General features: G+C 60.3%; 12 protein-coding genes. 3 read left to right on the plus strand and 9 right to left on the minus strand.

The window, feature by feature from the left end; all coding sequences use genetic code 11:
- Positions 1 to 17 precede the first annotated feature (17 nt).
- From DA915_RS10060 to DA915_RS10085, 5 genes are all read right to left on the minus strand, one after another.
- Entirely contained in the window at positions 18 to 1,127 is a 1,110-nt protein-coding gene (locus DA915_RS10060) for an endonuclease/exonuclease/phosphatase family protein (RefSeq protein ID WP_107675741.1), read from the minus strand.
- A gap of 267 nt (positions 1,128 to 1,394) precedes the next feature.
- Positions 1,395 to 2,420: an ABC transporter ATP-binding protein gene (locus DA915_RS10065; protein ID WP_107675742.1), complete on the minus strand. Its 1,026-nt coding sequence runs from the start codon at positions 2,418 to 2,420 to the stop codon at positions 1,395 to 1,397.
- A complete protein-coding gene (locus DA915_RS10070; protein ID WP_107675743.1) occupies positions 2,408 to 4,102 on the minus strand; it encodes an iron ABC transporter permease in 1,695 nt (564 codons plus the stop codon). The genes DA915_RS10065 and DA915_RS10070 overlap by 13 nt, the downstream gene beginning before the upstream one ends.
- Positions 4,103 to 4,111: 9 nt before the next feature.
- Positions 4,112 to 5,095: an ABC transporter substrate-binding protein gene (locus tag DA915_RS10075; RefSeq protein ID WP_060723369.1), complete on the minus strand. Its 984-nt coding sequence runs from the start codon at positions 5,093 to 5,095 to the stop codon at positions 4,112 to 4,114.
- A 328-nt stretch (positions 5,096 to 5,423) separates the two neighbouring features.
- Entirely contained in the window at positions 5,424 to 6,668 is a 1,245-nt protein-coding gene (locus DA915_RS10085) for a PLP-dependent aminotransferase family protein (protein ID WP_107675744.1), read from the minus strand.
- A gap of 273 nt (positions 6,669 to 6,941) precedes the next feature.
- On the opposite strand from DA915_RS10085, the gene DA915_RS10090 reads away from it, so the two are divergent.
- Positions 6,942 to 7,394 carry an RbsD/FucU family protein gene (locus tag DA915_RS10090; protein ID WP_107675745.1) on the plus strand — a complete coding sequence of 151 codons (453 nt, stop codon included), beginning with the start codon at positions 6,942 to 6,944 and terminating at the stop codon, positions 7,392 to 7,394.
- Between the two features lie 107 nt (positions 7,395 to 7,501).
- A complete protein-coding gene (locus DA915_RS10095; protein ID WP_107675746.1) occupies positions 7,502 to 8,533 on the plus strand; it encodes an endonuclease/exonuclease/phosphatase family protein in 1,032 nt (343 codons plus the stop codon).
- A gap of 81 nt (positions 8,534 to 8,614) precedes the next feature.
- Here the strand turns inward: DA915_RS10095 and ilvC are convergent, their stop codons facing one another.
- From ilvC to DA915_RS10110, 3 genes are all read right to left on the minus strand, one after another.
- Complete coding sequence (ilvC, locus tag DA915_RS10100; protein WP_046798127.1) at positions 8,615 to 9,634, minus strand: ketol-acid reductoisomerase; 1,020 nt, start codon at positions 9,632 to 9,634, stop codon at positions 8,615 to 8,617.
- Positions 9,635 to 9,683: 49 nt separating this feature from the next.
- Positions 9,684 to 10,337, minus strand: coding sequence for a TetR/AcrR family transcriptional regulator (locus DA915_RS10105; RefSeq protein WP_003507581.1), 654 nt, complete (start codon positions 10,335 to 10,337; stop codon positions 9,684 to 9,686).
- 393 nt (positions 10,338 to 10,730) lie between these two features.
- Positions 10,731 to 11,636, minus strand: a complete 906-nt coding sequence (locus DA915_RS10110) for an AraC family transcriptional regulator (protein WP_107675747.1) — start codon at positions 11,634 to 11,636, stop codon at positions 10,731 to 10,733.
- Positions 11,637 to 11,825: 189 nt separating this feature from the next.
- Between DA915_RS10110 and DA915_RS10115 the strand changes: the two genes are divergently transcribed.
- Positions 11,826 to 12,872, plus strand: coding sequence for an NAD(P)-dependent alcohol dehydrogenase (locus tag DA915_RS10115; protein WP_107675748.1), 1,047 nt, complete (start codon positions 11,826 to 11,828; stop codon positions 12,870 to 12,872).
- Between the two features lie 220 nt (positions 12,873 to 13,092).
- Here the strand turns inward: DA915_RS10115 and DA915_RS10120 are convergent, their stop codons facing one another.
- Complete coding sequence (locus DA915_RS10120; protein ID WP_107675749.1) at positions 13,093 to 14,358, minus strand: NAD(P)/FAD-dependent oxidoreductase; 1,266 nt, start codon at positions 14,356 to 14,358, stop codon at positions 13,093 to 13,095.
- Positions 14,359 to 14,427: the final 69 nt, after the last annotated feature.

Below are 14,427 nucleotides of genomic sequence, written 5' to 3' on the forward strand. Positions count from 1 at the left end.
GGCAGGTTTCGCCTCGCCTAGATCAGATCCAGCGTCATGACCACGGGGCAATGATCGGAAGCCTTCGGACGATCCCAACCGGTGCGCGGATAACGTTCGACCTCCTGCCCCGGCGGGAATACCGTCCGGAAAGGCTGTCCATTGCGAATGATTTCGGGCACATGCGTGGCGTTCGTCTCCGCCAGACGCGGCGAAAGCCAGATATAGTCGAGCTGGCACAGATGCTGCTCCTGAGGACCGCGGGAATGATAAAGCGTCCAGCGGTCCATGACGTCACGGCGCATCATCGGATTGACCACGAAATCATCGGCCGTAAAAACATCAAGCGCGCTGCGCTCCTCCTCGATCGGCGCAAAGCTGTAGCCGCTGCGCCGGTCGCCGGAAATCGCAATACGCTCCTGATAGTCGTTCATATCACCGCAGATCGCGAAGTTCTTGTTGCGGCTATTGCCGACACCCCAGCGGTTTTCAATGATGCGGCGAACGGCCATGGCCTCCGCCTCGCGGATCGGCATGGTGGCAAGCCGCGCATCGACCGGATCGCGGGAATTGGTCATGGATTTGAAATGCGTGACGTAGAGCGTCAGCGGTTTGCCGCCGATCCTCAAATCGATTTCCAGACAATCCCGTTTGAAAATCTTGTCGTCGATCTGGTTGGTCGCGGCCAGCGCAGGATTGAAAAGATCGAGATTGCGATAGGTCAGCGCCGCATGGCTCTTCATGTCGACCACCTCGATCTTGTCGCCGTCTCGCGTTTCCTCGCGCATGACGACGGCGACATCGATGCCGCGGCTGTCATTACCCTCGACCAGATATTTCTGCAGGTAGCCATTACCGACCATGCGGTAGAGATAGCCATATTCGAAGGCCTGCAGCGCAGCCATGTTGTCGACTTCCTGCAGGCAGAGAATGTCGGCATCCGCATCCGCGATGGCGAGCGCCGAAAGCTGCCGCGTATCGTCGGTAGACGAGACCATCCGCGCGCTTTCCAGCGCCTGATAGGTTGCCTCATCCCTGATATCGAAAAGCTGGATCGCCCTGTCGCGCCGCGTCTGGTTGCGAAAGCCGGTGAAATCGAAACGGGTGAGGAGATTTTCGATATTGAAGGTGGCAAGTCGAAGCGACATGAATCAATCCTATTGCTGCGGGGAAAGCTTAGCCGGTGTCGCACCGCATCGCCAGTAGCCTAAAACACATCGCGTTTGACCAGATTGGCCCACAGAGGTGCCGTCAGGACTCCATACGCCAGTACATCTTCCATCCTCATTCCTGTGCTTGTCAGAGGAATCCGGCCGACGTGCGTCCGCGCGGCGGGGAGATTCCTTTCAGCCCAAAGACTTGGGCTGGCTGGATCCCTGTAACAAGCACAGGGATGAGGAGACGTCATTTTCAGGCTAAAGCCGCCACGCTGCACGAATGGCGACCGGCAACCGATCACCGATCGCAACCGCTTCCCGTGAATAGGCCCTGATCGCCTGCCCGTCCGGCAGATCGAGACGCAGGGCATAACGCTCGCCCTCGTAAAGAACCGAGGTGACGGTGCAGGTAATCCCCTCAGCATCCCGCACCACATCCTGCGGCCGCACCAGAATATCCATCTGCGACGCTGCTCCGCTCTCCATCGTCGCACGAAGCGCCGGCCAGTCGAGATCCCGCGAAGCGCCTTCCCGCAAGGGTATCGTCAGGATCGCCCCCTGCCCCACCAGAGAACCGACAAGCCTGCCCTCCGGCCGCGCATAAAGCTCCGCCGGCGGCGCGACCTGCAGCAGCTTGCCATGCGACATGACCGCGACATCAGTTGCGAGCGCCATGGCTTCGGCCTGGTCATGGGTAACATAGATCATCGTCGCGCCGGAGCGTGCGTGAAACTCGCGGAAGGTCTCCTCCATCTCCTGCCGCAGATGGCGGTCGAGATTGGCGAGCGGTTCGTCAAGCAGCACCACATCGGGCTCGGTGACGAGGCAGCGGGCGAGCGCCACACGCTGCCGCTGCCCGCCGGACAATTCGGCGGGACGGCGATCAGCAAAGCTTTCGAGGCGAACGGCGGCCAGCGCCTGTCGCACCTTCTCGCGATATTTCTCTCCCGAAATACCGCGCACCTTCAAGGGATAACCGGCATTGTCGGCGACCGACATATGCGGCCACAGCGCATAGGACTGGAACACCATCGCCATGTTGCGCCGCTCCGGCGGCACCATGCTGCCGGCATCGGCCAGCACCCGCTCGCCGAGCAGGATGGAACCATCAGTCGGCTGTTCGAACCCGGCGATCATGCGCAGCACCGTCGTCTTGCCGCAACCGGAAGGTCCGAGCAGCGCCAGGAAACCGCCATCACGCACCGTCAGCGACACATCGTCAACGGCTGGCTTCGATCCCGCACCAAAACTTTTCGACAGGCGGTTGAGAATCAGTTTCGCCACGGGACGACTCCTTTCGGCAGATAGCGCCCCAGAATTTCGAGCAGCAGCATGAGAAAAATCACCATGATGACAACGAGCACCGAAAGCGCCGAGGCGAGATCGAAGCTGCCGCTGTCATCGAGGTTGTAGATGAGGACGCCGAGCGTCTGTGTGCCAGCCGACCACAGCAGCGCCGAGACCGTCAGTTCATTGCAGGCGATCAGAAAAACGAGAATGACGGAAGCGCCTGCCGCCGGCCCGACCAGCGGCAGGATTATATCCTTGAGCCGCCGCCAGAAACCCGCGCCGGACAGCCGCGCCGCCTCTTCCAGCGATGGATCGAATTGCAGGAAGGCGCTGACCATCGGTTTCAGGCTGACCGCAAAGAAGGAGGAGAAATAGGCGAGCAGGATGATCCAGATCGTGCCGTAGAGCGTCACGCCGAGGAGCGGGATCGGGGCCGCGAAAAGCAGCACGAAGGAAACGGAAATAACCACGCCCGGAAGCGCATAGGGAATATCCACCAGCGCCGAGAGCAGGAACATGAAGCGGCTCTTGCCACGCACGAGGAAGTAAGCCGTCAGCACCGTCACCGCCAGCAGGCAAAGTGATGTGGCCGTCGCCAGAAACAGCGAATTACGGAAGGCCGTGCGGGTCACGCTCTGCCGGTAAAGCAGTTCCTCATAGGCATGCAGTGTCGCGGTCTTGAGGCTGAGCGGCACGCCATAGGCGGGCGCGAGCGAACTTGCCACCAGTGCCGCAAGCGGCGCGACCAGCATGAAGAACAACACGAGCCACAGGGCAAGCTCCGCCGGCACCCGCCACCGCGCCAGCCCAAAAGTCGCCGCCTTGCCGGAAAGGCCGATGATGCGATAGTCCCTGCCCTTCATCGCCCGTTCCTGAAGCGCAAGCCCGGCCACGGAGATGATGGCGATCATGGTGGAGAGAATGGCGATATCGCCGAAGGTGCTGGTGCCGAAACTGGCGAAACGGCTATAGATCAGCGTCGGCAGGGTAAAGATCGAGGCGGGAATGCCGAGGATCGCCGGAATGCCGAAATTGCCGACATTGGACACGAATGAAATTGCCGCCCCGGCGATCAATCCCGGTGTCGAAAGCGGCAGGATGATATCGAACAACACACGGCGCGGTGAAGCACCCGAGAGCTTGGCGGCCTCGATACCATCCTGTGGCAAGGCCAGCAGACCCGCGCGCAGCGACAGATAGACGAGCGGCGCATGCTGCACGCCGAGCAACAGCGCGATGCCGGCAGTGGAATAAAGCGGCTGCGGCGATCCCATCGCCGGCGCAAGGCCGATGGCCTTCAAAAGCGTGCTTGACGGGCCGGTCATGCCGATCCACGACAGCGCCGTCACCTGCGGCGGAATCATCATCGGCAGCATGAACAGAAAGCTCAAGATCGACTTGCCGCGTATGTCGCAGAGCGTCAGCGAAAGCGCAAAGGCGCCGCCGATGCCAAGCGAAATCAGCATGCCGAAAAACGAGGTGGAAAGCGTGTTCAGCGCCGCATCCCACAGGGCCGGATCGGCCAGAAGTCGCCATATGTCACCATTGAGTGACGAAATGACGCCGGTATAGGCGAGCCGCCCGAGCGGCAGGGCGCTGAGCGCAAAAACAACGCTGACCACAAAAGGAAACAGCCAGCGCGGCTGGCTGCTTCCATAGGCATTGGAACGGGTCATTCCGCTTTATCAGCCCTTGGAGCCGAAGATATCGGAGAAGGTCTTCAGGTCCTGTTCGGAGTTCTTCAACGCATCGGCGGCGTTGAGCGGCAGAACCTTGAGCTTGTCGCGGGCCGGGAAACCTTCCGGCATGCCGGCGTCGGCGCGCGCGGGAATGTAACCGAGCTTGACGAAGCCCTGCTGGCCCTTTTCGGAAAGCACGTAGTCAACGAACTTCTTCGCCGCTTCCTCGTGCTTGGTGCCCTTGATGATCGCGACCGGCTCGGTGACAGCAGAAACGCCCTCTTCCGGGAAGACGAACTCGACCGGCGCGCCCTTGGCCTTTTCGCGGATCGGCATGTAATCGACAACCACGCCATAGGCCTTCTCGCCCGATGCGACGGACTTCAGGACCGCGCCGTTGCCGCCGCCGGCAATGGCTTCATTGGCCTTCAGCTGCTTGTAATAATCCCAGCCGAGGTCCTTAACGGCGGCGATCGTCTGCGCATGGATCAGCGCGGCACCCGAGGTCAGCGGGCTCGGCATCGTCACGAGACCCTTGGCTTCCGCCTTCGCCAGATCCTTCCAGCTGGTCGGCTTCATCGCGGCAGCGGTATTATACATGATGCCTGTCGTGATGAGCTTGGTGGAATAATAGAAGCCATCCGCATCATAGAGCGAGGCATCGATATTCTTGGCTTCCGGGGACTTGTGAGCCAGAAGCTGGCCGGCCTGCTTCATGCGCTCCAGCGTTACCGTGTCGGCGATCAGCAGTACGTCGGCAACCGGATTGCCGGCATTGATCTCGGCCATCAGCTTGGCCATGATCTTCGGCGTCCCGTCACGCACCCATTCAACTTCGAGACCCGGATTGGCGGCCTTGAAACCATCAACGGTCGCCTGCGCGTCCTCGTTCGGCTGGCTGGTATAAAGCACCAGATCGGCGGCATTGGCGGCTGTGGCGATGAAGCCGAGCGATACGATGGCGGTGAAAGCGGAGAGCAGCGTTTTCATGGATCCAGTCCCTGTTGTTCGGTGGGACCGCTAAAACATGATTGCATAACATGTATGTGACAGGCAGGATTTTAGAGGTGTAATCCCTAGGGTTCGTCGGGATTGAGAGTAACAATGCTCCTTGGCGCTTGCGGCTTACCCCCCCTCTGTCCTGCCGGGCATCTCCCCCTCAAGGGGGGAGATCGATTTGCGGCAAGGTTTCGCCTATCTCAACGCTTTAGAATGAAGTGGCACGAGAGCGTCTTGCCGATCTCCCCCCTTGAGGGGGAGATGCCCGGCAGGGCAGAGGGGGGGGAAGCCGCAACCTCTGTAACTGCCGGAAAGTCACTCAAATCGCCGGAACCACCTCGCCCGTAGTTGCCTGCGCGGTCGCGATCAACCGCCCAAGCCGCTTCATGCCTTCCTCGATCATCGCCTCGTTGGCGCAGGAGAAGCTGATACGCAGCGTATTCGTGCCGGAACCATCCGCAAAGAAAGCGCGGCCAGGAACGAAGGCGACCTTTTCCGTGGCGATGGACTTCGCCAGAAGTGCGGCGCCATCCATGCCTTCCGGCAAGGTAACCCAGATGAACATGCCACCCTCGGGCTTGGTCCAGCGCGTGCCCTTCGGCATGTACCTGTCAAGCGCGGCCAGCATCGCATCACGGCGGGCGCTGTAAGCAGCCTTGATCTTGGCAACCTGTTTGTCGAAGCCGCGCGAGGCGACCCGTTCGATGGCGATCTGGTTGATTGTCGAGGAATGCAGGTCGGCGGCCTGCTTCATCAGCACCAGCTTGCGGATAACAGGCGCAGACGCGACGATGTAGCCGACGCGAAGGCCGGGTGCAAGCGTCTTGGAGAAACTGCCGCAATAGATGGTGCGGGTATTCTCGATGCCGCCCGAGCGGGCGATATCCAGCGCCATGATCGGCGGAACCGCTTCACCATCGTAACGCAGCGACTGGTAAGCGGCGTCTTCGATGACGGCGATGTCAAGCTCGTCGGCCAGCGCCAGAACCTTTTCGCGGCCGGCCAGATCGACGGTTTCCCCGGTCGGATTGGAGAAATCGGCCGAAAGATAAGCGAACTTCACCGCGCCGCCGAGCTTGGCCGCGGTTTCGCGGTATGCCTCGGGCGTGCGGTTGCCGCCGGGGTTCAGCTGGTCGTAATTCGGCTCATAGGCGTTGAAGGCGGAAAGGGCGCCGAGATAGGTCGGCCAGGTCACCAGCGCCGTATCCTTCGGCGACAGGAACAGCTTGCCGAGATAATCGAGACCCTGCTGCGAACCGGAAACGATGAAGACGTTATCGGCAGTGCATTCGATGCCGATCTCGGCCATCTCGCCCGCCAGCCACTCGCGCAGCGGCTTGTAGCCTTCACTCACAGAGTATTGCAGCGCTGCATTGACCTGCGCGCCGGAAAAAATTTCCGCGTAAGCCTGCTGGAATTCCTCTGCGGGGAAAAGAGCCGGATCCGGAATGCCGCCGGCAAAGGAGATGATATCGGGCTGCTCGAGCAGCTTCAGCAGCTCGCGAATTTCAGACGCTTTCATGCGCGAAGAGCGCGTGGCGAAAATTTGTTCCCAATCAAGCATGGGTACGTTTCCTCTTGTGTCGTTTTTATGCGTGCATCTTTACAGAAATGTCGATACGTCAGCAATACTGACTTATCAGTTTTTCGAATTATTTCTGCCTCCCTGCACATTGTCCGCAACCGGCCCCTCTTGAGGCCCGATTTTGCGGACAAAGCCAAATACACCCTTGCGCAAAGCTTCACAATCACACCTTTGCGATTGACGCGACATGGTTTTCCGGCTGGATTGCGCGCGCGCCGCAACGCGGCGAAAGCATCATGGGAGTTTGACGACATGCTGAAAAATATCGACCCGGCGCTGAACGCCGACGTTCTGCACGCGCTGCGCGCCATGGGTCACGGCGATACGCTGGTGATCTCCGACACCAACTTCCCTTCCGATTCGGTTGCCCGCCAGACGACTGTCGGCAAGGTGCTGCATATCGACAATGTCTCTGCAGCCCGCGCCATGAAAGCCATCCTGTCCGTCCTGCCGCTCGACACGCCGCTGCAGCCCTCGGTCGGCCGCATGGAAGTGATGGGCGCGCCCGATAAGCTGGAGCCGGTGCAGGCCGAGGTGCAGAAGGAAATCGACGCGGCGGAAGGAAAATCCGCCCCCATGTACGGCATCGAACGCTTCGCCTTCTACGAAAAAGCCAAACAGGCCTATTGCGTCATCACAACAGGCGAAACCCGGTTCTATGGCTGCTTCCTGCTGACGAAGGGTGTCATTCCGCCGGCCGAATAAGGCCGGGAACCGGAAAATTCGCCAGCCGCCGGCCTTCATGACAATTTCAAGTTGTTGTGGCAAAAACTTCCACTAGGCTTGAAAAACCAACCGGAGGTGTGCGGATCATGACCCAATATGTCCTGGCGTTCTGGAATGTCGAAAACCTGTTTGCGCCGGAGGGCTATCCGGCGCGCGAGCCGTGGATTGCCGAGCGGCTGAAGAACGATCTGAAAGGCTGGACAGAGGACCTGTTCAGGACCAAGGTCAGGCAGCTCGGTCTGATCATAAGTCAGATCGGCGGTGCGGGACCGGATCTGCTCGGTGTGTGCGAAGTCGAGAACCGTTTCGTGCTGGAGACGCTGGCGGAACATCTGAACGACCTCATGCCCACGCGCGCCTATCGCGTCGTGCACGCCGATTCCAGCAAGGACCAGCGCGGCATCGACACCGCCTTCATCTACGACAGCAAAAAGCTGCTGATCAACGAAAACGAGATTTTCAGCCATTTCGTGATGCGCCGCACCGGCACGCGCGACATTACCCAATGCACCTTCATCACCAGGGGCGGCCGCCAGCTTATCGCGCTCTCCAATCACTGGCCGTCGCGCTCGGGTGGCGCGGTGGAAAGCGCCGGTTTTCGCATGACCGCCGGTGAAACGCTGGGTTACTGGCACCAGCGGATCAGGGAAGAGAAAGGCAACGACATCGCCGTCATCGCTTTCGGCGATTTCAACGACGACCCTTCCGATGCATCGCTGCGCTATCACGCCAATTCCACCCGCGAGCGCGACGATGTCGAAAGCTCGCAATCGGCCATGTTCTACAATCTCACCTGGAATTATCTGCGCCAGCCGGTGGTGGATTCCGTCGGCACGGCAAGAACGATCTACGGCACGCTCTATTTTAACGGAGATGCCAATATCTTCGATCAGATCCTCGTCTCCCGATCACTTCTGAGCGGCAGCAGCGGCTTCAAGGTGCACGAGGAAACCGCGAAAATCGAAGCGATTGCCGCCATGGTCAGCCATAGCAAGAACGAGGGACCGATCCGCTTCGGTCTTTCGAAAGGCGATGCGGTCAAAAACGTCAATCTCGGCGGATTTTCCGATCACTTCCCGGTTTCGGTGGTTATCGAGGAAGACGACGCGATCGTGTGACCGGGAGCCCTCTCAGCCGGACAATACAGAAAAGGCCGGAGCTTTCGCCCCGGCCTTCCAATCTTCCACCAGCAATGAAGCTTAGTTGACAGCCTTGTCGACCAGCTTGTTCTTGCCGATCCAGGGCATCATGCCGCGCAGCTTTGCGCCGACTTCTTCGATCTGGTGGGCGTCGTTGTTGCGACGGATACCCTTGAAGCGGGCGCCGCCGGCCTTCCATTCCTGCATCCACTCGGAGGTGAACTTGCCAGTCTGGATGTCGTGCAGAACGCGCTTCATTTCAGCCTTGGTGTCGGCGGTGATGATGCGCGGACCGGTGACGTATTCGCCCCACTCGGCCGTGTTGGAGATCGAGTAGTTCATGTTGGCGATGCCGCCTTCATAGATCAGGTCAACGATCAGCTTCACTTCGTGCAGGCACTCGAAATAGGCCATCTCAGGTGCGTAACCGGCTTCGACCAGCGTTTCGAAACCGGCGCGGATGAGCTCGACGAGACCGCCACACAGAACGACCTGTTCGCCGAAGAGGTCGGTTTCGCACTCTTCCTTGAAGTTGGTTTCGATGATGCCCGAACGGCCGCCGCCAACGCCGCAGGCGTAGGAGAGAGCGAGTTCAAGCGCATTGCCGGAAGCGTTCTGGTGAACGGCAACGAGGCAGGGAACGCCGCCGCCCTTCTGGTATTCGCCGCGAACCGTGTGGCCGGGGCCCTTCGGTGCGATCATGACGACGTCGAGCGATGCCTTCGGCTCGATGAGGCCGAAGTGAACGTTAAGGCCGTGTGCGAAAGCGATGGCTGCGCCGTCACGGATGTTGCCGGCGATGTCGGCCTTGTAGATGTCAGCCTGGAGTTCGTCCGGCGTTGCCATCATCAGGAGGTCGCCCCACTTGGCGGCTTCGGCAACGGTCATGACCTTGAAGCCGTCGGCTTCGGCCTTCTTGACGGTCGGCGAACCGGCCTTCAGAGCGATGACGACGTTCTTGGCGCCGGAATCCTTGAGGTTCAGCGCATGGGCGCGGCCCTGGGAGCCGTAACCGACGATGACGACATTCTTGGACTTGATGAGATTGAGATCGGCATCACGATCATAATAAACGCGCATTTTATGGTCCTTCCCTAATGCTTGTCTCTCAGTTGTCTGAACCGGAATCTCAGGCGGGTTTGCCGCTGAGTTCCGAATGTACCTTTTCCGTGCCGTAGAGGGTCAGAAAGGCGACGACCGCCTTCTTCGCCCGGGCGGAAAAATCCTTGTCCGGCGCCTCGCCCAGCAGCATGCGCACATGCAGATCCGAAACGATGAGACCGTAAAAACTGCGATATGCCTCCTCGGCATCATCGAAACGCAGGTAACCCGAACGGCGACCCGCCTCGATCAGCCCGCGGGCGCGGCGGTCGATCTGGCGACGGCCGCGTTCCAGGAGCAGATCGCCGAGCTTCGAACCGTCACGGCTCGCCTGCCCTATCGCCAGACGGTTGAGCGCCAGCGACACGTCGCCCGCCAGCACATCAAGCAGATCATGCGCGAAAACCTCGAGGTGATCGGCAAGCTGCGGCGCAGACACGCGGTCGCCCGCCTTTTCGAAGGTGCGGACCTTGCTCTGCTGAAAGGTGATCATTGCTGCCAGCAGGCCGTCACGATCACCGAACCACTTGTAGAGGCTTTCCTTGGAACAGTTGGCCGCACGCGCCAGACCGGATGTGGTAAGCGCTTTCTCGCCGCCCTCGACCAATAGACGCAATGCCTGATCCAGAACGGCGTTCTGGCGCGGCGAAAATTCCTGCGCTGTGATCGGGTCGGAAGCCAAGTCTTTTCCACTCCAGGGGCTCGATTAATGTACCGTACGGTACGGTTCGAGCGCCATTTAAGCGGAGGCAGCTGTCCGGTCAAGCGGATTCTTGAGAGGAGGACGAAAATTGACGCGCTGTTGCGCAGTGTGAATGGGAGCGGGGGCTCCAGGGGGTTATGCGTTCGTAGCGTGTCCGATGGCGCGTGGGACTTACCCCCCTCTGCCCTGCCGGGCATCTCCCCCACAGGTGGGGAGATCGATATGCGGCTAAGCTTCGCCCATCGCAATGGTAGAGAATGAAGCGACGCCAAAGCCGCTTGCCGATCTCCCTCCTTGTGGGGGAGATGCCCGGCAGGGCAGAGGGGGGTAAGTCCGACGCGCCATCGACCCGCTATGAATGGACAGTCCCTTCTACCCCGCCACAATTTCACGCGAGGCATCGACATCACGCGACGGCGACAGCCCGTAGAAGCGGCTATATTCGCGGCTGAACTGCGAAGGGCTCTGATAACCGACGCGGTGGCCGGCGGTGCCCGCATCCAGCCGCTCCAGCAGCATCAGCCGGCGCGCCTCATGCAACCGCAGCTGCTTCTGGTACTGGACCGGCGTCATGGCCGTGATCGTCTTGAAATGCTGATGGAAGGAGGACACGCTCATGCCGATATGCTCCGCAAGATCCTCGATGCGAAGCTGTCGTGCGAAATTCTCCCGCAGCCAGGCGATGGCGCGGGCGATGCGGTTCCCGTGGCTTCCGGCTGCGATGATGTTCATAAGCTGCCCGCCGGCCGGTCCGGTCAAGATGCGGTAGAGGATTTCCTGCTCGATCAGCGGCGCCATGGCCGCAATGTCCGCCGGACGATCGAGCAGGCGTAGCAATCGGATGGCCGCATCGAGAAGTTCCGGCGTGGCGGTATTGACCACAATGCCGCGCTGCGCATTTGCCGGCTCGGCAGGCGGATCGATGGGCACACGCCGCATGAGATCGAGCAGCTTGTCACTGTCGATGGCAAGCGCGATGCAGAAATGCGGCACCTCCCTGCTCGCTTCCACCACCCGCCAGGCTACCGGCAGATCAAGCGAGGTCAGGAGATAATCCCCCGCGCCGTAGTTGATGGTGTCCGTTCCCAGTTGAACGCTTTTCGAACCCTGGATCACCATGGCGAGACAGGGGCGATAGCTGCCATGGCATGGGGCGCTCGGCGTCGTGCGCCGGCTGATGCCGAGAGAGTCGATTGCCGTCTGCACCTCGCCATCCTGGGCGGCATGCCGCGCGGCAATGGAGGCGATCTCCTGATAGACATTGAACGGCAAGGACATAGGGGAAATCCCTTAACTGAAGGAAGAGATGTGTCTGATGCCTTTTATCTAGAAAGCCTCTTGGCCCAAGCAAAGGGCGCATCACCATATTTTTGCAGGATCGTGCAAAAAGCTCGGAGGATCGCTCTAACGCCGCGTCCCGCTTCCATCGCATATTCCGTCGTCCCCAACCCCCGAAAGGATATTCAGATGGCTATTGCTAGAGGTTACGCTGCGACCGACGCGTCGAAGCCGCTTACCCCGTTCACCTTCGAACGCCGCGAGCCGAATGATGACGACGTCGTCATCGACATCAAATATGCCGGCATCTGCCACTCGGACATCCACACCGTCCGCAACGAATGGAAGAACGCCGTCTACCCCATCGTTCCCGGCCATGAGATTGCCGGCGTTGTGAAAGCCGTCGGCTCCAAGGTCACGAAGTTCAAGGTCGGCGACCATGTCGGCGTCGGCTGCTTCGTCGATTCCTGCGTCGGCTGCGCCACCCGCGATCTCGACAATGAGCAGTACATGCCGGGTCTCGTACAAACCTATAATTCCGTCGAACGCGACGGCAAGACAGCCACGCAGGGCGGTTATTCCGACCATATCGTCGTGCGGGAAGACTACGTTCTCGCCATTCCCGACAACCTGCCGCTTGACGCCTCCGCTCCCCTGCTCTGCGCCGGCATCACGCTTTACTCGCCGCTTCGGAACTGGAATGCCGGCCCCGGCAAGAAGGTCGCAATTGTAGGCATGGGCGGTCTTGGCCATATGGGCGTGAAGATCGGTTCGGCCATGGGTGCGGATATCACCGTCCTGTCGCAGTCGCTGTCCAAGAAGGAAGACGGCCTCAAGCTTGGTGCGAAGGAATATTACGCCACCAGCGATGCCTCGACCTTCGAAAAGCTCGCTGGCACCTTCGACCTGATCCTCTGCACCGTTTCGGCCGAAATTGACTGGAATGCCTATCTCAACCTGCTGAAGGTCAACGGCACCATGGTTTTGCTCGGCGTGCCGGAACATGCGATCCCGGTCCACGCCTTCTCGGTCATCCCCGGCCGCCGTTCGCTGGCCGGCTCGATGATCGGCTCGATCAAGGAAACCCAGGAAATGCTGGATTTCTGCGGCAAGCACGACATCGTATCGGAAATCGAAAAGATCGATATCAAGGACGTCAATGAAGCCTATGAGCGCGTGCTGAAGAGCGATGTACGTTACCGCTTCGTCATCGACATGGCGTCGCTCGACGCTTGAGCGTTGGACTAGGCAAACACGCTACATCCGTACTCCGTCACCCCGGACTAGATTCGGGGTCCAGCGCGATCAAATCTTTGATCGCAAAAGACTCTCCCACGGCGCAGACGCGCCGTGGATGGATGCCGGATCTAGTCCGGCATGACGGAGGAGAGGTTTGGCGCGCCTACAGAAGCACGAGGGCGGGAAGCACGGCTCCCCGCCCTTTCCCCCCTCTGCCTCACGCCTCATCCTTCAGCGTCTCTTTCTGGGTAATCAACCGCGCGCTGTGCTGGCCGCTCAAATAGATCCACAGCCAGCTCCACGCCACCGCCAGCCGCGACCGCGTTCCGATCAGGAAGTAGATGTGGGCAAGCCCCCAGATCCACCACGCGAGCACGCCCTTGAGCTTGAACCGACCGAAATCGATCACCGCCGCGCGTTTGCCGATGGTCGCCAGATTGCCCTGATGGCTGTAGCGGAAGGGTGCAGGCAATGGCTTGCCGTCAAGCCGCGCCTTGATGACCTTCGCCACATAGGCGCCCTGTTGTTTTGCCGCAGGCGCAATGCCCGGCACCGGCTTACCGTTCTCCTGATTGACGGCGGCCGTATCACCGATGACGAAGATGTCAGCATCATCTTCCAGATTGAGATGAGGCCCAACAATGGCGCGTCCTGCCCTGTCGGCGGCGGCATTGAGCCACTTCGCGGCGGGTGATGCCTGCACCCCGGCGGCCCAGACCACGGTGCGGCAGGGATAATAGGTCTCGCCCACCGTCACACCGTCGTCGCTGCAGGCCGTCACGGGTGTTCCGAGCAGAACCTCGACGCCGAGCTTTTCGAGCGCCTCTTTGGCATAGGCTGACAGGTCTTCCGTGAAGACCGGCAGGACGCGAGGGCCGGCCTCTACGAGCAGCACCCGGGTCTTTCGGGTATCCACATTGCGGAATTCCGGCGGCAGCGCCTTGTGGGCCAGCTCGGCGATCATGCCTGCCATTTCCACGCCCGTCGGGCCCGCTCCGATGATGACGAAGGTCAGCAGCGCCTGCCGTTCCTCTTCACTGGTCGCCAGTTCGGCCCGTTCGAAGGCCAGCAGCAGGCGGCGGCGAATTGTCGTTGCATCTTCAAGCGTCTTGAGGCCGGGGGCGGACCGCTCCCACTCGTCACGGCCAAAATAGGCGTGGCGCGCGCCGGTGGCCAGCACCAGCGTATCGAAGCCGATCACCTGACCAGAACTCAAATGCACGGTCCGCGCGGCCCGATCTATGCCATTCACCTCCGCAAGCAGGGTCGTCACCTCCTTGCGGTCGCGGTAGAGATGGCGGATAGGCCAGGCGATTTCGGATGTCGCGAGAGCCGTCGTCGCAACCTGATAAAGCAATGGCTGGAACAGGTGATGATTACGACGATCTATCAATGTAATACGGACAGGGGCCCCCTCCAGCCCGTGTACCAGTTGCAAACCGCCGAAGCCTCCACCCACGACGACAACATGATGTTCTTGCATATGTCTCTGCCTTCAAAAGCTCGCGCACGGAGCATGCGCCAGCCAACTATAGGCAAAAAAATTGACTTT

Source organism: Agrobacterium sp. LAD9 (assembly GCF_003031125.1).
GTDB classification, from domain to species: domain Bacteria; phylum Pseudomonadota; class Alphaproteobacteria; order Rhizobiales; family Rhizobiaceae; genus Agrobacterium; species Agrobacterium radiobacter.